18 protein-coding genes are annotated in these 20,410 nt (G+C 47.6%); 1 reads left to right on the top strand and 17 read right to left on the bottom strand.

The genetic code is table 11. The features are described 5' to 3' along the window. Window positions 1–58: 58 nt before the first annotated feature. The 5 genes from FJD32_RS25045 to FJD32_RS09420 all read right to left on the bottom strand — a co-directional run bounded on the left by FJD32_RS25045 (window position 59) and on the right by FJD32_RS09420 (window position 10,131). Window positions 59–7,570 carry a DUF1983 domain-containing protein gene (locus tag FJD32_RS25045; RefSeq protein WP_240200001.1) on the bottom strand — a complete coding sequence of 2,504 codons (7,512 nt, stop codon included), beginning with the start codon at window positions 7,568–7,570 and terminating at the stop codon, window positions 59–61. Between the two features lie 4 nt (window positions 7,571–7,574). Further along, entirely contained in the window at window positions 7,575–8,222 is a 648-nt protein-coding gene (locus FJD32_RS09435) for a tail assembly protein (protein ID WP_140906826.1), read from the bottom strand. Between the two features lie 120 nt (window positions 8,223–8,342). Continuing rightward, window positions 8,343–9,293 (bottom strand): phage antirepressor N-terminal domain-containing protein, encoded by a 951-nt coding sequence (locus FJD32_RS09430; RefSeq protein ID WP_205403042.1) that lies wholly within the window; start codon window positions 9,291–9,293, stop codon window positions 8,343–8,345. Further along, window positions 9,290–9,964, bottom strand: coding sequence for a phage antirepressor KilAC domain-containing protein (locus FJD32_RS09425; protein ID WP_140906825.1), 675 nt, complete (start codon window positions 9,962–9,964; stop codon window positions 9,290–9,292). Before FJD32_RS09425 ends, FJD32_RS09430 begins: the two co-directional genes overlap by 4 nt. Next, window positions 9,961–10,131: an Arc family DNA-binding protein gene (locus FJD32_RS09420; protein ID WP_083758265.1), complete on the bottom strand. Its 171-nt coding sequence runs from the start codon at window positions 10,129–10,131 to the stop codon at window positions 9,961–9,963. The genes FJD32_RS09425 and FJD32_RS09420 overlap by 4 nt, the downstream gene beginning before the upstream one ends. 110 nt (window positions 10,132–10,241) lie before the next feature. On the opposite strand from FJD32_RS09420, the gene FJD32_RS09415 reads away from it, so the two are divergent. After that, the gene (locus tag FJD32_RS09415) at window positions 10,242–10,733 is read left to right on the top strand and encodes an Arc family DNA-binding protein (RefSeq protein WP_140906824.1); all 492 of its coding nucleotides are present in this window, start codon (window positions 10,242–10,244) and stop codon (window positions 10,731–10,733) included. Between the two features lie 167 nt (window positions 10,734–10,900). Here FJD32_RS09415 and FJD32_RS09410 read toward each other — a convergent pair whose 3' ends face one another. The 12 genes from FJD32_RS09410 to FJD32_RS09355 form a co-directional block, all read right to left on the bottom strand. Further along, the gene (locus tag FJD32_RS09410; protein ID WP_205403041.1) at window positions 10,901–11,413 is read right to left on the bottom strand and encodes a membrane lipoprotein lipid attachment site-containing protein; all 513 of its coding nucleotides are present in this window, start codon (window positions 11,411–11,413) and stop codon (window positions 10,901–10,903) included. 77 nt (window positions 11,414–11,490) lie between these two features. Further along, window positions 11,491–12,207: a C40 family peptidase gene (locus FJD32_RS09405; protein WP_140906831.1), complete on the bottom strand. Its 717-nt coding sequence runs from the start codon at window positions 12,205–12,207 to the stop codon at window positions 11,491–11,493. A 52-nt stretch (window positions 12,208–12,259) separates the two neighbouring features. Further along, window positions 12,260–12,985, bottom strand: a complete 726-nt coding sequence (locus FJD32_RS09400) for a phage minor tail protein L (protein ID WP_140906822.1) — start codon at window positions 12,983–12,985, stop codon at window positions 12,260–12,262. Then, on the bottom strand, window positions 12,978–13,259 hold the full coding sequence (locus tag FJD32_RS09395) for a hypothetical protein (RefSeq protein ID WP_181159788.1): 282 nt from the start codon (window positions 13,257–13,259) through the stop codon (window positions 12,978–12,980). Before FJD32_RS09395 ends, FJD32_RS09400 begins: the two co-directional genes overlap by 8 nt. Continuing rightward, window positions 13,252–14,526, bottom strand: a complete 1,275-nt coding sequence (locus tag FJD32_RS09390; RefSeq protein WP_140906820.1) for an RNA-directed DNA polymerase — start codon at window positions 14,524–14,526, stop codon at window positions 13,252–13,254. Before FJD32_RS09390 ends, FJD32_RS09395 begins: the two co-directional genes overlap by 8 nt. Then, window positions 14,523–14,876, bottom strand: coding sequence for a diversity-generating retroelement protein Avd (avd, locus tag FJD32_RS09385; RefSeq protein WP_011789750.1), 354 nt, complete (start codon window positions 14,874–14,876; stop codon window positions 14,523–14,525). The genes FJD32_RS09390 and avd overlap by 4 nt, the downstream gene beginning before the upstream one ends. A gap of 59 nt (window positions 14,877–14,935) precedes the next feature. Beyond that, the gene (locus FJD32_RS09380) at window positions 14,936–16,141 is read right to left on the bottom strand and encodes an SUMF1/EgtB/PvdO family nonheme iron enzyme (RefSeq protein WP_140906819.1); all 1,206 of its coding nucleotides are present in this window, start codon (window positions 16,139–16,141) and stop codon (window positions 14,936–14,938) included. A gap of 39 nt (window positions 16,142–16,180) precedes the next feature. Further along, window positions 16,181–16,516 (bottom strand): phage tail protein, encoded by a 336-nt coding sequence (locus tag FJD32_RS09375; RefSeq protein WP_140906818.1) that lies wholly within the window; start codon window positions 16,514–16,516, stop codon window positions 16,181–16,183. A gap of 3 nt (window positions 16,517–16,519) precedes the next feature. Continuing rightward, a complete protein-coding gene (locus FJD32_RS09370; RefSeq protein ID WP_133178976.1) occupies window positions 16,520–16,825 on the bottom strand; it encodes a hypothetical protein in 306 nt (101 codons plus the stop codon). A 1-nt stretch (window position 16,826) separates the two neighbouring features. Further along, a complete protein-coding gene (locus FJD32_RS09365; protein WP_140906817.1) occupies window positions 16,827–19,574 on the bottom strand; it encodes a phage tail tape measure protein in 2,748 nt (915 codons plus the stop codon). 79 nt (window positions 19,575–19,653) lie between these two features. Continuing rightward, window positions 19,654–19,797, bottom strand: a complete 144-nt coding sequence (locus FJD32_RS09360) for a hypothetical protein (protein ID WP_140906816.1) — start codon at window positions 19,795–19,797, stop codon at window positions 19,654–19,656. Between the two features lie 38 nt (window positions 19,798–19,835). After that, window positions 19,836–20,330: a phage tail assembly chaperone family protein, TAC gene (locus FJD32_RS09355; protein WP_140906815.1), complete on the bottom strand. Its 495-nt coding sequence runs from the start codon at window positions 20,328–20,330 to the stop codon at window positions 19,836–19,838. Window positions 20,331–20,410 lie beyond the last annotated feature (80 nt).

Raw genomic sequence — 20,410 nt, 5'->3', positions numbered from 1 at the left:
TTGACACAAAAAAACATTAAAAACATCATAAAGTTAATGCAGCTTTAAAATGCTTTATCTACTGCTCTGTTGAAACCAAACTCAGAGTTTGATTTTTAACTATTGTATTTGTGAAAGGTCTTGAGTGGTTTGATACGTAAACTCTATACGTTACATCGGAAGTTGAAACGCTCAAATTGTCGCTGACAGTAATGCTTCCAGAACAAGAATAGATAACTTCATATGTAGTTGGCACATTTTCAGTATCAGTAGTTTTTTGAACATTACCGTTGATCGTTATAGATGATCCTGGGACATCAACCCAATTACCATTTATTAGCCTCTGAATTTTCATCGTTAGCGTTTCAGTAAGTGTCAGATTGCCTGGATCAACAGTATGCTTATAACCTGCTGTACACAAATAAGAAAGCACTAGATTTTTTGTTTTTCCATTTGTTCCAAATGGACCTATGGTAAGCGGGCTAGTAGCTGATGTGTATACAGTTTTGGTTGTGTATGATGCACCATTTTTTAAGACGCCTGCACTGAGCGTTCCTCCAAAATACGCGTCGCCATCATTAGTTCTATATGTGATAGCATTTGATTTTGAACAGTTTGATATATCTCCAACATCTGGGCCATACCAGTCAATAAACTCGTTATTAACACCAAATCCAGCACCGTAAACAGATAGATATCCTCCTTGTCTTTGTATTAGCACTTTGTTTTGCAATTCTCCAATGAATGCAGAGTTCATAAAAACCTGCCCATTCTCGACTACAAATGGGGTGGTAATGGTTGAGGTGCCAGTTACTTGATTTATGATGGCAAATCTATCGGCAGTAAATAACACTTGCGATTGCATACCTTCTGGCGTGTTTTCCACGCCGATTGCCATGCCTGCGCCGTAGTATTTACCGTCTGCCGTTACCCCAACCTTAATCGAGTACATGGCTTGCAGCTTGCCATCTAAATCAGCTAATGCAGTCGATGTTTGCTGCACCGCGGATGATGCATTGTTAGCTGTAGCCTGCACAGTGGTGATTTGCGATGCTAAAGCACTATCGGCATCAGCGCGTGCGGTCTGTTCTGTCTGAATTGCTGCAGCGTTTTGTGTGGCTTTGGTGTTAGCTGCATCGGCTGTCGCCTGTACTGTAGTGATTTGCGATGCTAAAGCGCTATCAGCATCAGCACGGGCGGTTTGCTCTTGTTTGATTAATGCCGCATTGCCATTGACCGTTGCTGAAATACTGATGATTTGGTTTGATAGCGATTCATCTGCAGTGGCTCTCGCAATTTGCTCTGTGATGATCGCTGCAGTATTTTTATCAATGGTAGCGGCAACCGTTTCAATGCTTTTTGATAAGGCCTCATCGGCAGCGGCTCTTGCATATTGTTCAGACCACGCGCCAGCAAATACTTCTGTGGCACCCGCATTCCAACCAGTATCACCCGCTAATGGAGGATTGACTTGGGCAAAAACACCGTCAATACGAGATGATTGCGCGCTGTCGGCATCTGCACGGGCAATTTGCTCCTGCTGAATTGCCGCGGCGTTTTGGGTGGCCTTTGTGTTGGCCGCTGTTGCTGTCGCCTGCACCGTAGTGATTTGTGTTGCTAATGCGCTATCAGCATCCGCGCGCGCTGTCTGCTCTTGCTGAATTGCCGCAGCGTTCTGTGTGGCCTTGGTATTGGCCGCATCAGCGGCGGATTGTGCAGCTGCTGCAGCGCTGTTGGCCGCTGTTGCTGTCGCCTGCACCGTAGTGATTTGTGTTGCTAATGCGCTATCAGCATCCGCGCGCGCTGTCTGCTCTTGCTGAATTGCCGCAGCGTTCTGTGTGGCCTTGGTATTGGCCGCATCAGCGGCAGCTTGAACAGTAGTAATTTGCGTTGCTAACGCGCTATCAGCATCCGCTCGTGCGGTTTGCTCTTGTTTAATTAATGCCGCATTGCCATTGACCGTTGCTGAAATACTGATGATTTGGTTTGATAGCGATTCATCTGCAGTGGCTCTCGCCATTTGTTCAGTAATAATAGCGGCGGTGTTTTGATTAATGCTAGCTGCTACAGTTTCAATGTTTTTTGCCAATGCCTCATCTGCCGCAGCTCTTGCATATTGCTCAGACCACACGCCAGCAAATACCACAGTTGATCCTGCATTCCAGCTAATATCACCAGCAAGCGGCGGGTTTGCTTGCGCAAATATACCGTCAATGCGCGATGCCTGGGCGCTGTCAGCATCAGCTCTTGCTGTTGCTTCGTTCTGTATTGCGGAAGCATTGGCTGCCGCCGAGGCTTGAACAGTCGTTATTTGCGATGCCAATGCACTATCGGCATCGGCACGGGCAGTTTGCTCCAGCTGGATAGCTGCTGCGTTTTGTGCGGCTTGGGTGTTAGCTGCATCGGCGGCGGCTTGCGCTGCAGCTGCTGCACTGGCGGCATCGGTTGCGGCTTTGTCAGTGACAGCAACCCAAGCTGAGCCGTTCCAGCGTTTTGGCGTATTGGCGTTGCCTGTGGTGTCAATCCATAGGTTTTGTTCTAAGCAATCAGCAGCTGCAGGGGCAGCAGACTGGATCAGCACCTTACCTTTCGTGCCCGCCAGCCCAGCTGCATCGGCCGCGGCTTGGGCGGCACTATCTGCTGCAGTTTGTGCAGTCGATGCAGCTGAGTTAGCCGCCGTCGCTGTCGCCTGCACCGTAGTGATTTGTGTTGCTAATGCGCTATCAGCATCCGCGCGCGCTGTCTGCTCTTGCTGAATTGCCGCAGCGTTCTGTGTGGCCTTGGTATTGGCCGCATCAGCGGCGGATTGTGCAGCTGCTGCAGCGCTGTTGGCCGCTGTTGCTGTCGCCTGCACCGTAGTGATTTGTGTTGCTAATGCGCTATCAGCATCCGCGCGCGCTGTCTGCTCTTGCTGAATTGCCGCAGCGTTCTGTGTGGCCTTGGTATTGGCCGCATCAGCGGCAGCTTGAACAGTAGTAATTTGTGTTGCTAATGCGCTATCAGCATCCGCGCGCGCTGTCTGCTCTTGCTGAATTGCCGCAGCGTTCTGTGTGGCCTTGGTATTGGCCGCATCAGCGGCAGCTTGAACAGTAGTAATTTGCGTTGCTAACGCGCTATCAGCATCCGCTCGTGCGGTTTGCTCTTGTTTAATTAATGCCGCATTGCCATTGACCGTTGCTGAAATACTGATGATTTGGTTTGATAGCGATTCATCTGCAGTGGCTCTCGCCATTTGTTCAGTAATAATAGCGGCGGTGTTTTGATTAATGCTAGCTGCTACAGTTTCAATGTTTTTTGCCAATGCCTCATCTGCCGCAGCTCTTGCATATTGCTCAGACCACACGCCAGCAAATACCACAGTTGATCCTGCATTCCAGCTAATATCACCAGCAAGCGGCGGGTTTGCTTGCGCAAATATACCGTCAATGCGCGATGCCTGGGCGCTGTCAGCATCAGCTCTTGCTGTTGCTTCGTTCTGTATTGCGGAAGCATTGGCTGCCGCCGAGGCTTGAACAGTCGTTATTTGCGATGCCAATGCACTATCGGCATCGGCACGGGCAGTTTGCTCCAGCTGGATAGCTGCTGCGTTTTGTGCGGCTTGGGTGTTAGCTGCATCGGCGGCGGCTTGCGCTGCAGCTGCTGCACTGGCGGCATCGGTTGCGGCTTTGTCAGTGACAGCAACCCAAGCTGAGCCGTTCCAGCGTTTTGGCGTATTGGCGTTGCCTGTGGTGTCAATCCATAGGTTTTGTTCTAAGCAATCAGCAGCTGCAGGGGCAGCAGACTGGATCAGCACCTTACCTTTCGTGCCCGCCAGCCCAGCTGCATCGGCCGCGGCTTGGGCGGCACTATCTGCTGCAGTTTGTGCAGTCGATGCAGCTGAGTTAGCCGCCGTCGCTGTCGCCTGCACCGTAGTGATTTGTGTTGCTAATGCGCTATCAGCATCCGCGCGCGCTGTCTGCTCTTGCTGAATTGCCGCAGCGTTCTGTGTGGCCTTGGTATTGGCCGCATCAGCGGCGGATTGTGCAGCTGCTGCAGCGCTGTTGGCCGCTGTTGCTGTCGCCTGCACCGTAGTGATTTGTGTTGCTAATGCGCTATCAGCATCCGCGCGCGCTGTCTGCTCTTGCTGAATTGCCGCAGCGTTCTGTGTGGCCTTGGTATTGGCCGCATCAGCGGCAGCTTGAACAGTAGTAATTTGCGTTGCTAACGCGCTATCAGCATCCGCTCGTGCGGTTTGCTCTTGTTTAATTAATGCCGCATTGCCATTGACCGTTGCTGAAATACTGATGATTTGGTTTGATAGCGATTCATCTGCAGTGGCTCTCGCCATTTGTTCAGTAATAATAGCGGCGGTGTTTTGATTAATGGTCGCGGCAACCGTTTCAATGCTTTTTGATAAGGCCTCATCGGCAGCGGCTCTTGCATATTGCTCAGACCACACGCCAGCAAAAACCACGGTTGATCCGGCATTCCAGCCAGTATCGCCCGCTAATGGCGGATTAACCTGAGCAAAAATACCATCAATACGAGATGATTCTGCTGTTAGCTTTCCATCGATAGTGTCAATCGACGATTCAACATTATCTACACGTACAGTTAATGCAGAAACAGCCTCACCCAAGGATGAATATTCACCAATTTTTGTCCAATAGGTGGTATTGGTTGGCAGTGTTCCTGCCGGTACCGTTTGTTTAGCTGAGCAGAGATTGCCTTGATATTTAACCAACTGCCCGGTCAGATAGCTGGCGGTGTTATCCCAATCTGGTGCGCCTACAATGTCAGCGATATCTCCTTGCATTTGGTAAATTTTTTCCTGAACAAAGCCAATATCATCTTCGATAGCAGGAATTTTTCTTACTTCTGTTTCGATAGCGGGAATTTTGCTTACTTCTGTTTCGATAGCAGGAATTTTGCTTACTTCTGTTTCGATAGCAGGAATTTTTCTTACTTCTGTTTCGATAGCAGGAATTTTTCTTACTTCTGTTTCGATAGCGGGAATTTTGCTTACTTCTGTTTGAATGCCAGGGATTTTATCCGTTTCAATTTTAATGATCGGAATCTGCTCAATTTCTGATAGCAGCTCCTGCCCGAGTGCTGATGATGTGATGCGCTCGCTAAAGTACTCATCATATTTGGTTTGGTCGGTTGAGCTTTGGCCGTTTACAAAGTTAGACCATGGGCCCACGTTGCCTGTGCGGTCAACTAACCGCGCTCTAAACCAAAAGCTAACCCCTGCACTAAGCCCTGTTATGGTGTGGCTGTTAAGCGGGTAAGCAAAATCACCCAGCTTGATCATGCCGCTGTCGTTATTATTGGGCCCGTACTCAATTTCGGTGCGCAGGGTATCCTCTGCGCCAGCAGGAAATAACCAATTTAGCGCAATGCCAAACACTAACGGCGTAGTGGTGAACGAGGCTACCGCTGGCGGTAATCCGGTTTTACCCGTGATATTAGTTAGGTCGGATAATTTAGGCACTGACGACACATCAACAGAGTTGATTGCGCGAACTCGAGCAATATATTGCCCGGTGTAAACGCCGCGGATATCGACCGAGGTACCGCTGGTTTTTGGCAGCTTAACCCACTCGCCTGAGTCCTTGCGCCATTCCACTTCGTAAGCCACTGCATTTTTGGCTGTGGCCCACTGAATCGTCATAGTTGTGACTGACAGTGTTTGCTCGGTGAATACCGATTGAGTGATTGTTACAGTAGCCGGCGCTTCTTGGGCACCGATGGGCAGCTTGCTTATAGGGCGTTCTTCTAACCGTGCGCCTGTATCGATATAAGTATATTTGCTTGGGTTGTGCTCAACTGCGGTGATCTCGTACTCAATGCTGTCACTATTGGCTTTGGCGACACGCAGCACTCTAAATTGCTGTAGCTTTAGCTCGTCTGACTCAACCGACCATAACAGCTGTGGCAATGGAGTTTCGCTGTATTCGGTGGTTACCGTTACCACACGGCCATTAACGGCCTCAATGGTACGCGCCTGAGCCTTGCCGCTGGGCAAGTTGATGATGAGGCGATCGTTAACCGCGATTGTAGCCGCACGGTCTAATGTGATCTGCTTGCCGTTAACCGCCGAGATCCGCCCACCAATGCGGCTACCAGCAATCAGTTGATCGGCTACACCAATCACATAACCAGGTAATGGGATGCTACCATCCATACCCACTTTAAAATTCACCGCGCGGTCATTGTTGTTGGTATAGATCGCCCATTTGCCACGGCGCTGGGCTTCTGATTCGCGGGTGCAACCTAAGGCGGATAATTCGACTACGTTGTCGCCATAACGGCGCTGTAAGGCTTGATCTGATACCGAGGTAACATCGGACTCATAGGCGTTATCTGGGTTATCCCAGCTGATCAAGGCGCGAGTGTATTTAACTTTTTCACTACTGGATGAATAGCTAAATTTACCGTCGATCACGTTGGCATTGGTGTAGATAAAATCCATATCGCGAGGCATGTCTGCAACGGAGTACATTTGCCCGTTTGACCAGTAGGTCATGCCTCGATAAATCGAGGCCAAATCACGCAGCACTTGCCATGCTTCAGCCGCTTGCTGAATATAGATATTGCAGATATAGCGAGGCTCCATGCCGCCTTTGCCGTCTGGCACCAGCTGATCGCAATATTGCGCAATTTGGTAAAGCTCCCATTTATCCACCAGCGACGCATTGATCCTGCGTCCAGTGCCAAAGCGATCGTCGAGGATAATGTCGTAACTCACCCATGCTGGATTATCGGTCCATGCGATTTTAAAGCTACCGTCCCAAACGCCCGTATATTCGCGGGTAAGCGGATTGTAGTTTGTCGGTACCCGCACTTTGCGCATAAATGGTTCACACGAAACCACGGGGATATTCTGAAATTGGCTGGCGTCAAACTCCACATAAAGCAATGCCGTATTTGGATACTTTAGCTTGCGGTCAATCACATCGGTGATCGCCGCGATTTGCATTAAGTCAGCCACACGGTTGTTGTTTTGGTTTGGCGTTAAGCGGCGAATACGGATCTGCCAACTGTTACCAGCAGGTAAATCAATACGGTGGCTGCGCTCATATGGCTGGGTAGTTTTACCATCTACAGCAGTGCTTAATACAGTTTGATAGCTACCGCCATCGGTAGATAGATCTATGGCATATGCAATGCGATATCCGTTAACATCACCGTTATCAAGCTGTTGTTGCAATGCTGGCCAGCGAAAGCGAATCCGCACCGCAGAAAGCAATGAGTTTGTAATGGCTTTTGTGTAGGGCTGCTCTGATTTTAACTCAATGCCTAATGCCACCTCGTTTTCAACCGATGGCAAGCCAGGTATATAAGTTTGATGCACAGAACCCGGGCGAAAATCCCAAATCACACCGGGGAAGTTTTCCGCGCCGTTGGCATCGATTAACGGCGTGCCATCTAAAAACACATTTTGGCCGGATAATTGGCCTTCAAATTCACCTTCACCAATTGCCAGCAGGATTTTAGCTTTGGCAATGGAGCGCAGATCATCGGGCGATTCAACTGGAGTACGCTGCTCGCTTTCGCCTGCTTTAGCACCATGGATAACGAGTTGTTGATTTAATGCGGGAATACCCATTTACTTAAGGCTCCTGTTGATTGCCGCCATTACTGCCACCAGATTGAATTGGGCGCTTAGTGGTTGCGATGTCTTCTGCGTAAATACCTGCGCTAATAATCGCGCCACCAATACGGCGCTTGCCGTAACCAATACCAACTGGGTTACCCGCTGCTGTTGTGTTAACTGCACCACCAAAGGCATAGCTTGGCGCGTTCTCGGCGGCTTCCCTTCCCTTTAGTCCTTTGGCTTGGGGTGAAAGCATTTGCACCACTCCACCAGCGACCATTGCCACGCCGAGCTGAATAACAGAGCCGCTATAGTCCCCGAATATGGTTGTAAAAACACCGACAACAATAAGAACCGCGCCGAGAATAGTTTGCATCACGCCAGCACGTTTACCACCAGCAATCACAGGGACAATCCTGATCTCTCGAGTACCGGCTAAATCAAATTCATCTTGTCCAGTGTTGCGGCCATTACGAAAAATCGCATAGCGTAGGCCGAGCTTTGCCTGTTCTTTGATGAATAACTCAAATCCTTGAAGGGTATTTTTTAACGCGCTAAAAGCTTCGGTTGTGGTGCCTGTATCTAGAAATCGCTTATGCTCACGGCCAAACTTTTTAGCAAGCGATCCTGATAGTTTTATCGTGGTGAGTTGTTGTGAGTTCATATTAGACCTGCTGTCATCAGCATTTTTTGGCAATAAAAAAGCCGCCTGATTAGGCGGCTTTAGATAATCTTTCTCGAAAGAGGGTTTTTCGGATTGTTATAGCAGGATAAGTCCTTTAGGCTAACTAGGCAACATCGCTTTTAAGCCCCTTGCCTCAAGTTCGTTTATGCTACGTCTAACCGTTGCGGCAAAACACACACCATCACGCATATGATCAATCATCTGGGTGCCAGCGCGAGAGCCAAGCATAGTAAACACCTCATACAGCTTGTATTCGTCAAAGTACTTTTTCAAATAATCCATATGAGTGCAAAGCCCTTTGATATTGTGAATATCGTACTCATTTAGCAAAGGTTTTTGGGTAATTGCAGGGGCAGCAGGGATAAACTCGCCGTCTAGCGGCACACGGGCGGCGAGGGATAACGCCTCGGTAAATTGATCTTCCGCTATTTGCTTGTAGGTGGTGCCAAAGTGAGACTTTAGCGCCGACCACATGGTAATAATCGCTTTAGCCTGCTTGTCTTTCGGTAGCGATTTACCACGGTACATGACTAACTGCTTTATGGCAGTTTGCTGATCTAGCGTAATTTTACCTTGCTGCGACTGGGTGGCTTTGCGCGGATTTTTGACTTCGCCTTTTGTCCAGTATTCATAAAGCACATCATCACACTCTTCTTGATACTGAATAACCCGCTCGCGAATTTCAGGCTTAACTTTGTTTGGCTGAATGCTATTCAACCAAGCTGCAAACTTCCTGAAAGCTAAGCATGTCATTGCTTGTTTGCCACCAGCAGAAGGTATTGCGATTTCCGCAACACCTTTAGCAAACCTTTGTTTTATCTTTGTGAACTGTGAGGCCCAGTCCAAACCCATTCCTTCAACGATAGGCCTCATTGGGACATAAGGCTGGTTGTTTATACTCACAACAAAAAGACTTGCTCCATGAAAAGGAACGTTGATTGTACGATCTGCAATTGCTAAACTTGTCATGTCAATGATTCCGCTTTGATTTGTTGATATAGAGGCCTCAACTGTTGCTGCAGTTGGGGCTTCATTCTTTATGTCAGTCATGCGGCCACCCCCTCACTCACTAACTTCTCACAAATCCACGCCTCACCCGCTGGGGTAAACATGGCCTGCGAAAAACCTTGGTCTGTTTGGCGTAGCTTTCCAAAGCCTTTATCAATAAACCACTGCTGAAACACTCTGCCGCGTTTAATGGCGTGGCTATAAACGTCATGTTCATCCAAAAATTTATTTAGGCGAACAGCGGACAAGTTATGCTTTTGCGCCACTTGGCTTGCATTCATTAATGTGTCACGTACCACCAGCCGATCGAAAAACTCCACTTTAGGCGCTTGTTGCTCGAGTAGCTTGGCTTGGTTAGCGGCGAGTTGCAGTGCCTCTGCAAATGAATGCGGGATCTGCGGGTAAGGCTTAGACTGCTTTGCTTCCAACTCTTGCCAGCGATCGACCAGCCTTGCGGTAAACTCAGGTGAAAGCTGGGCAACAACAATGATGCTATCGCGCTTGCCTTGATCGCCAGAGAATACATAGTGTTTTGACTTCGAATTTTGGCTTAAGCTATTGATATTCTCGAAAACCCCCATTGGGGGAAGTTGAATTACCCCATTTTTTGCCAAGCGTTCGATAGATTGCTTTACTTTGTCATGACGAGATCCAACTAGGTCGGATATCTCTCCACTGGTCATGGTCAATTGATTACCGGTGATTAATTTCATGCCGCCTCCTCTTCCTTTCCTATCAATCCATAAGAGCGCTTTAATTGATAGACAATCTCTGAGTTTAGCGAACGCAACTGCTGTTCAGACATCTCTTTAGCAATCTGGTGTACCTCTGGTGGTAAACGCAACATTAGCCTAAGTGGTGTCACTGTATTTTTTTTCATTTTCACTCCTCATAGTGTCGAGTCGACACTATGAATTTAACTGCTAGCACTAAGTATGTCAACTCGACACTATTCTTTTTGTGTCGAGTTGACGCTATGCTATTAGAATCATGACGAAAAAAAATTTCCCTAGTGATACCTTAGATAAGTTTATGTTGCGCTTCCCTAGTGGTATGCGTGAGCAAATTAAAGAGGAATCCAACAAAAACGGTCGTTCAATGAACGCTGAAATCGTGCATCGATTAGAGGTGAGCTTTATTGCTGACCAAAATTCATCGGCAGCAAGCATGCTGCACGGCGATGGAATTGAAAACCTTTTAACACCAACATTGCCAGCATCAATAGCAGGGAAAATAGCTAAAAACAATGCAGACTCAGGTATTGCATTGGCGTCATTATTTGTTGATGAAATTAACGAACTTATCAATGGAGCGGTAGTAGTTGGTAAGCGAAAAATTGAACTTGATACCAAAAAATTAACCTGCTCAATGCCAGTGACGTATGCAGAGATATTTAGTGCTTTAAAATTGGTTGAAAAGACTTTTGATGATGCCGGTTATCTTGTGAACATTAACGATGGCAACATTATAATTTCATTTTAGTTTTAAGATAATCCACCTTGCCGACTGTAGTCGCTAGTCATTCTATTGAAGATCTATTCATATGAATATACCTATACTTTCCTCTGTTAATTGATAGCTTCTGGTGTAGCTTTACCACTATGGTGGTAAAGCCATTCGCCAGCATCTACGATTCTTCTCAATATTTGCTAGATTTTGCTAGCTGATTCAGGCAGGTAATAAATAATATATAGGTATCCATAATCGTCTTTGTCATAAACATTGTAATTTACCTGAACTATGACCTTTTCATCTGTAACCCACTTACCTTGATATTCTTTGATAAGTGATGATTTTGGCTTGTTTTCTTCCAAAGCCTTACCGTATTTAACAAGTAACCCATCCTTAAAACTGGTAAACTTTGTTTCTGTAATCTTACTTTCTTTCGCTGGAGTCAATCCAACTTGAGCTAACCCTCCTTGCTTATCAAAAAAGAAAATTACTTCGAATTTCTCCCCATCAATCTCATAATTATTCAATTTCAATTTGCCAGCAAAGTCGTCTTTACTATCTTCAGTGCTAATTATAGATTCTGGATAGATCTCCTTGACTTGTGCTTCTGTTGCTCCGTGGAATGCTTTTCCCCAAAGATTAACTTCTGAGTTATTACCACACCCAGACAACACGAACATTAATACAAAAACAGTAAAAATTTGCTTCATAAACATGAAAATAGCTCCATTATTGCTAGATTAATATCGCCATAGTACGCTTGTTTTGCTGGTTATAACAAGTTGATCTATAGTGCGCGATAGCGCACTATCAAGCGGGTGTTGCGCTGCCAGTACCCGCCATAAATATCGTAGCGACTAAGGCGACCATACAGGTGATGCAAGATCTTGCCTTCACCAACATAAACCGCAGCGTGGTTTACTCGATGACTTTGGATTTGCATTAAGATTCCGTCGCCAATTTGTAGATCGGCTAGATTGATATTTGGCAGCGCCACAAATCCCGCTTTGGCAAAGTTATCGAGGTATAGCTCTTGCTCGCCTTCCCACCAACCGTCTTGCCGCTCAAAGTCTGGCAAATGGATTTGTTGCACCTCACGGTACCAATCGCGAACGCAGCTATAGCAATCCCACACGCCATGGACAAACGGACGGTTTAGCAGTGGTTTACGCTCACCCGTTGGCACTATGGTGCGTAAGTCACCATCAGGCCAGCTGAGGATATGCCATGGCAAGCCACTCGCCTCACACATGGCGCGATCGCGCTCACTGGGTTTGCTGCTGGCGTCGGGGTGGCTGTGGCAAATGCCAATGATTGAACCTAACTCCTCAATATCCGAGTATTGCTGCGGATCAATCACAAACTCATCGGCTTTGTTAGTTGCCTTGTTTTCACACGGCACATATTGCGCTTTATTGCCTTGCTGGATCAGCAGGCCACAACATTCGTGAGGGTAGCAGCTAGCCGCATGCTGACTGAAGGCATGTAAAATGGTTGGATGCATAGGGACCTGCTTAGGTTGTGTTAGACCATTTTGCCGACGGCGGGAAATGCTTTTAACGTATAAGCCGCACGCTGGGGAAGCCGCCATGGGGTAATTCGTTATTTTCGCCAAAGCGTAAGGTGCAGCCTTTTATTGTGCCTGAGCACTGGTCTAGCGCTGGGTTATCGGTTGGTTGATCTTCATCGGTAAACATGGCTTCGCCAGTGTAGCCACAATCCGCGCCGCGATATTCACCCCGTTGACACCAGTAGCAATAGGCGGTCATTTGCCTACCGATTTTATAGCCTGATAAATCTGCTGGGTTGGACAGTTCAAAGGTAACGGCGACATTATCCTCATTTACTTTTTTATCAACATACCAAATCTCAACCGCTTCTTGGGTTGGATCCGCTTCGCTATTGCCGCTTGGGAAATTTGCAGCATCAAGGTATTTTGCCAGCGTTCGGCGAATAGTGACCTTAGCTTGCTCCATATTTTGAAAATACAAACACAAGGCACTAATGCTGCCATCGATGTTAGCCACCGTTAGCGTTGGCGTACTTGGCGAGCCATCTGAGTTAACCTCTACCCCTTCTAGCTGCGCTGGCCATGGGCTGTATTGTTCGCCTTGCCAATGTATGATGCGCGCGGGTAACTCTGATTGATTAAGGTCCGCATCTGAGTACGGAATATTGTGTGCATGAAAGCGCAGTATATCGGCGCCAAAGGCGGTACCATCGATTTCGTAGAGAATAACCTCATTGCCCGGTTCGAGGGTTTGAATATCAGCACTAAGCATCGGCTGATACCATAGGGAATCTTGCTTTTATTTCTAGCACTTTGGCTCGCCATTTTGCTTCTGTAGCGGGCGTCTTATCGTATTGCCACTCCAAAAATAACGGGTCTGACTCTTGTACGTATGCCGCCTTTCTTTTTGTAATGACGCCTTCTCCTTCTTCGTAAGATTTTTGATTCATCACTGACTCAATCTGCTCAACACTCATGCCGATTTCCAGCATGTAGTCATTTGATGTGTCAGTGTGAGATTTGCCCTCAAAAATATAACTAAACATGTTCACCTCTTTTGAATGGTTGGCTTAATAGTGAGACTCTTAGCGAAAATGTATCAGCGTGGCTGGCGTGTCCGATCCATGACTGTATTGTTTGGTTTATGTCTTTAATATCAATCTCTCCAGCACTGTATTTTTTGCGAAATATTTTTAACTTTGCTTTAATGCGCTTCACGCTGCTTTTGCGCAGTAACTTTTTATTTGCATATATGCGATAGCCAAGAAAATCAAGGCTTCTTCCGGCAGATGCTGCCACGGGGAATACCTGAGTTTTGCTGTTTGTTTTCAGCCTTAGCTGACAATTAATGAATCTCTCTATCATCACCCTCCACTGATGCAGCTGCTGCTTGTCGTGATGAATGATCACAAAATCATCCATGTATCTGACGTAATTTTTGGCTTTTAGCGTATGCTTAGCAAATCTGTCCAGCTCGTTTAGATACAGGTTTGCAAAAACTTGGCTGGTGAGATTGCCAAGAGGGATCCCAACGCCGTGCGCGTCAGAAGGGCTGCTGTCTATGATGTAAAACAGTAGGCACTTGGTGCGTTCGCACTGTATTTTAGCGCTGACAAGCGACTTAAGTATGTGGTGATCTATGCTAGAGAAATAGCGGCTAATGTCCGCTTTTAGCGCGTAAGCCTTGCTGTGCGTTTTCTCTACGCGCCTAATAAAGAGCTGAGCTCTATCAGCGCCACGGTGTGTTCCTTTGCCGCGGCGGCAGGCGTAAGAGTCGTATATATATTGCCGGTCAAGAATCGGCTCGATGACATTATAAATTGCGCGGTGCACCACTCTGTCTCGAAAGCTGGGCGCAGATATTAATCTTCGCTTTGGCTCGAACACATAAAAATGGTGGTATGGCGATGATAGGTACATACCCCAAATCAACTCGTTTTGGATCTGGATGATGTTTTCTTCTAGATTGTTAAAAAATACTAATGTGCTATTTGATTTCGTTTTCCCTTTGCGGCACTGATAAGCCGCATTTAGTAAATTTTCAAACTGATATATTTGCTCAAATAAACAGCCCACTGGCGCACCGGCGGGCGTGGCTAAATCTATTTCGGCAATGGCCGGGGCTAGTGCATCCTTTTCATTTTTGCGCTGGCAGCACCCAGTAAGATGCTTGCTTCTGGCGTAATCAAGAGCTGGACGGAAACCGATGTTGATGTTCGAGTTCGAACGCGAGTTATTGAGGTTGAGCGCGCCAAGGCCGGCGTTGACGCCGTTGTTCCAGTTGCCGCCACGGATCGGTTCCAGTGTATTCATAATGCATTAGCCTGTTTATTGTTAATTGATTTAATCCATCCTCCCGTCATTTTGCCAATTTCAACAATCTGCACTATCCATCGCTGATACCGGCTGATGTCGATATAACGCAGATCCTTGGCCAGCCTTATCATACGCTTTAGCACCGCTAGTTCTACGTCCAAGTCGGTTAAGGTGGTCTTTTTGTGGTAGCGCTTCATTGCAGTGATGATCAGGCGCTGCATATTCAGCATTGACAGCCGAATTTCAGCGCCAAGAACATGTGTTTCATGTTTTGGGAACTGTTTAATGGCTTGATAGCCAAACACTATCATCTCTCTGCATTTTTCTTCGATTATCAATGCTGGCATGTGCGCTACTCTTTAATTAACCGCTGCGCTATCGCGCAGCTAACAGAACACAGTCTACTTTACGCAAAATAAGCTGGACGGAAACCGATGTGGATGAACGAGCTCGAACGCGAGTAAAAGAGGTTGAGCGCGCCAAGGCCGGCGCTGACGCCGTAGAACCAGTTGCCGCCACGGATCGGTAATCGCTGACCGAAGTTGCGCATGTACAATCGGCCCTGCAAATTATTTGTAGTAGCCGTCTCAATAAGCAGCCGACGCATCAACTCGCTGGGGGTGTATGCTGCATCCTTTGTTAGCAATTTAAATTCCACGTTAGCCGAATTGCCAGCGTTAGCACTGTCTCCTATTGCTCCAAGGCGGTTGATCACTTGGCTATTTAGTCGCGGGGCTCCACCTGCGGCTGATGTTGAATCGTAAAATGCTGGATGTGAAACCCAGTCAACCTCGGCAACAGATGGGTTGTTGTCGAGTGTTGTTTTTATCTGTCCTTCTGAAAGCAACATTTGATCTTGCCACTCCCAAATATTTCCAACTAAATCGTGGATACCATGCACAGTGTGGTCATGCGTCCATGTTGCAGGGCCTTTTCCGGTGTCAGTTCTTCCTGTGCCACTCGCGTCACCTGGTACACCATTATCTGCACGGCGGGCCGTTTCATGCAGTTTATCGTGAGCGCGACCATAGTTTGTATTGCCGCGGGGCACAGTACCGTTTGCCAGAGACCATAGCGCAATTGCCGCCCACTCATGCATTGACATTAAATGCCAATTCGCGCCTTTATTGGTGCACCGTGATTTTGCTTGATCATAATTAACCCCAGTTAATGGCTGAACACCACCAACAACCGAGCACGTTGTACCGCCGGCGCTGGCGAGATATTTTGCGATCAATATTTCTCCGCGTGGGGCTCCGTTTGTCAAAAAGGCGGTTGGCGTTCCTGTGCCAAGTTGCAGGTCAGTTAGGCCAAGCGATTCGTAGGTGAATCGAGGCACCACAACCATCACATTTGGATTGCCTTGGGAATCATAAATGACAGTGTTGCGACCGCCGCTTAACGCCTCAACCTCCTGTCGACGTGGATCTTTAATCAGAATCTGCAGTCCTGCTTTGTCAATGACATGATTATCATTTGACGTGCCGACTTCGCGGGAAGCGGAATGAGTCGGCGAGCTGAAATTAGCATTAAATTTTTCGGCTAAGTTACGCGCTGTATCGCCGCCAGCTCCCGACGGAGATGTGCCTAGATTGACTGTTGCTATAGCCATATTAACTCCATAAATAGATTGGATTAGCGCCTTGGCGCATTAAGGATGAAATGCTTGTTCGAAAGTGGCGGCGATGCGATACATGCCGCCGCCTAATGGGGTGTTGGTGACCTGTTTAACTTGCCATAAAGATGCAGTGCCAAGTGGCGGCGTCCAGATAAATGACGTAGCGCCTTGGTGTTCGTCAAGAAAGGCGACTATCGCCTCGGCCGTGGCTTTGTTTTTGGTAAACGTCAGCGGCCAGCTCTGCACCTTGCTGTTAATGCCATCGCCTACTGATTGGCGGTAGCCATCACCAAACTGAGCGGTGCGAGTACGATATTGGGTGTCGCCTGTGGCGCCGTTGTCTGGTGCCCATGTGAATGTTTGCGGCATTATTTATAAGCCTTTCATTTTTTGAATTTTCTGCCAAATAAACCCATTTGGCTGCAAAGATTCAATCATCATGGCTTCCATATCAGCGGTAACTTGCTGCGTTTTGGCGTTTAGCTGCTTGGCAATATCCATGCGGTAATCACCATCGGCAGAAACAGTGACCAAAATTCCCGCTAAAACCTCAGAAAACGCTCTCACTCTCTCCCGAATTTCTATTGCAGTTGTATCAGGCGTGACATCATTAAAGAAAAACTGAATAGCGGAATCACTTAGCAAGGTAATTAATACCTCTTTGTTATATTGATACACCTTAATACCCTCCCTTCATTGCTCGCCAAATCATTCCACCCGGTCTAAGTTCTAGCGCGATTTGTGTTTTAGTACCTTGCTTAGATGACTCCGCGTAAGCCTTAATAACCTCGTTCATATTTGTATTGTTGGCCCCGTTATTGTTATTACTTTCTGGCACAATAATTTGCTGATTGATGATGACGTTAGGACTTGTTCCAGCCATCGCCGCTGCTGGCACACCGTTATAGGCTGCGCCGCCTGCTACACCGCCTTCCGCATAACCTTTGTGGCCTTTACGCATGGCTTCTACCGTGGCCACGCCACCCGCACGGGCTACATCGCGTTGCGACCAAACCACTTCGCCTTTATGCACAATCCCAGCTGGCTCGTATTTACCGCCAGCGCCAGTGTAACCACCGGATGAATAGCCAACGGCACCACCTTCTGCGAAGCCACCAAAAATACTGCTGGCGATACCTGCAATCGCTTTTTGCATGGCGATTTTGGCGAGATCTGACAAGATAGACTTAGTTAGCTCCGCAAAGTCGGCCTTACCCGTGGTTACAAAGTCGGTTAAGGCGTCTGTCATGCCACCAAAGGCGCTATCAAATAGCTTTTCAGTTTGGCCTGCCATATCCGCTGCGGCATCAATGTAATTTTGCATTGATGAACGGGCACCATTTGTCCAGTCTGCTTGCTTGGCGTCAAGGGCAATGTAGTACTCATCTTGCGCGGCTAGTCGTTCGCTGAGGTTTTGCTTAAGCATTGCAAGCTGGGCTTGATACTCTTCATCGGTGGTACGGCCTGCAAGGTTGTCAGACAATGCCTTACCTTGGGCGCGTTCGATATCGCGCTCAATGCTTTGGCGATCACCTAGGCGTTGTTGTGCTTTGTCTCCTAAGCCAAAGCTGGCGAGTTTGTCGGCATTGCGTTGTTGCTCTGCGGCTAAGTTGGCCGCAAGGTTGGCGCTATAGCTTTGCAGGCGTAGCGCTTCATTGCGCTTTTTAAGTTCTTCATCGAGGGCAACGTTTTTTTCAAGCTGGGCGCGGATCACTGATTGCTCAGCCAGCAGGCTTTTTTGCTGCGCGGTTAGGGTTTCTTTATTTTTGATATCAGCAATTTGCTGCTCAAACTGCGCGAGCTCTTTTTGTGATTGCGTAAGTTTTGTGTTGCTTTCTAATTGGCCTTGTAGACTGGCCTCTGTTTCGCGCAAGCGCATGAGGTAGCTAGTTGCAGCATCATCGGCAAAGGCTTTGGTGGTTTTAGCAGAGTCTTTAAACTTTTCTTCAATCGAGGCGAGTGTGCGTTTAATTACCTCAGGATTAAGCAGGGCGTTATTTGGATCGTCCTCGCGCAACTTTTCTATTTCTTTATTATATTTTTCAATCTCTTTGGTGCGCTTTTGCTCATTTGTTAGGCTTTTTTCATTTTCAGCGCCTAAATACTTAATCCGCTCAATGCGCTCGTTTTCAAGTTTTCTGAGCTTTCCTTCTTCTTCAGCAATATCGTTGAGCACTTGCTGCATCAACTCTAAATCTTCAATCTCCTTTTCTTTTGCCTTAATTTCAACTCGAGCAAAACCATAACCAGCTACGCCTATTTTTGCTTGCGGCCTCAGATTTTCGATATCCTTTTTTAAAGCGGTGATTTGATCCTCAAATGTCTCTGGCCTACCAATATTTAGTACGGCGTCCCACGCCTCAGCGGATGTATCTTTTACTGCTTTCCATGCTCTTTCAACGTATCCAAGATTTTCAGTGATATTGCTTGTGCGATCACCAATAGCATCGCTATATGCTTTAAAGACGAGATCCGCCGCCTCGTTTGATTTACCCGCCTCTTTAAGCGCCGCAGCTTGCTGATAAACAGCAGCGGTAAGAAAGTTATATTTTTTATTGAGTTCTTCAGCGGCTTTTACCGGGTCATCGGCCAGTTTGACAAACTCTGCAATGGTTTCGCTCATTGCTTTGCCTGTGACGTTTTCCATTTTTATGGCTGCAAGGCCGACTAGCTCAATTTGGCTGGCGGTAAACTTACCGGTATTGGCGACCTCGGCCAGTGCCGCGGCAGCTTGGCGTTGGGTACCGCTAATGGCATCAATTCGCTTTGCGGCATCCATTAAGTTATCTGATGTGGTACCCGCTGAGTTGCCCGTTAATATCAGCGCATTGCGCAGCCTATCGGCCTCGATACTGCCTTGGTAATAGGCCAGTGCCAATACACCTGCGGCGGTAGCTGCAACGGTAAATGGGTTGATTAAGCCCATAATATAACCGCCCATGGCTTTAGCCGCTGGGCCAACGCCGCCAAACATATCTTTAAGCTGACCACCTTGCTGCAGGAACACCGTCATCGGGTTTTGGCCAGCTTGCAAGGAAACCGCAATATCGGTGAACTGTGCAGGCAAGCCGCGAGTGGCAAACTCCAATTGCTTGGCTGACGTACCTGTTTTATCAAAGTCATCGCTGGTTTTACCCAGTTCTGAACGCATTTGAGCTAAGCGTTTTGAGTAGAGATCGTATTCGCTGCCGTCCAAGCGCCCGTCGGCACGGTGCATCTTAAGTTGGCGCTCCATTTTATCGAGTTTGGCGTATTCAGATACCAAGGGATCGATTTGGCCCATCAGCTTAACCAAGGCGTTTTTTTGCTTCATGGCGGCGCGTTCGACTTTATCGATACTGCGCTCTGCTGACTCCATCCCTACGTTAAAACTGCCTGTTTCGGCAATTAAATTGAGGGTTAAATTGCTTAATGAGCGGTTTCCCATGGGCGTTCCTGCTTAGTTTTACGGCGTGGTTTTACTGTTGGTTTGGTGGCCGTCCTTGGCCTTATTGCTGTTAATCGGTTTACTTTTTAATGGCGCCGGCTTTCAGCATCAGTAACACATCGTCAACTGTGGCTTCTGGCTGCTCTGCCTCATCTAACTGGCTGAAGATCATAAAATCTTCGAACTTGGCTTTGCCGCCGTGAATGGTGTTGATGTGATGCATTTGTGCTGCGGCAATGCGCTCTTGCCGCGCTTGAATGCTTAAGGGGCCGAACTTTGCTCGGTAGGCGATCCAATCGATGACTTCTCGGTGCGTGAGGTTCTGCTGGGCTTCTTCGATGGTTCGTCCGCCGACTCCTGCGAGCACGAGCTCGTGCCAGAATTCGTGGTCGGCGGTAAGGCTTTTGGGTCAGGCTTAAGCCCAATGCCGTTAACCTCGTTAATGGCGCTAATCAAGGCGAAACCTAATGAGTCGCAAATGGGCCCGTGAGCCTCATTGCCAAGGATGTCGTCAATCTCAAATAGGGGTTTACCCTGCTCATCAACCACACTGGCCACAATGCGCGAGGTTAACCAGTCAACGCCACGATTAAAATTGCTGGCTTCGGCTTGTGCGGTGGCGAATGACTCTTTACGGATAAAGACGATAGCTTTATGGGTTTCGCCATTGGGCGTTGTCCACGAAATTTCACGGCGTTCTGGTTTTGCAGGGGAATAGGAACCCGACTGAATAAGGCTTGCAACACTTAATTCCATGATTATTCCTTAGGATTAAGTTAGTTAAAGATAAAAGCAAAAGCCCACGGTTAGGTGGGCTTTCGGATGGTTAAACCAAA

This window comes from Shewanella sp. LC6, assembly GCF_006385735.2.
In the GTDB taxonomy this organism is placed as follows: Bacteria; Pseudomonadota; Gammaproteobacteria; order Enterobacterales; family Shewanellaceae; genus Shewanella; species Shewanella xiamenensis.
This window is presented reverse-complemented; position numbering and strand designations above follow the sequence as displayed.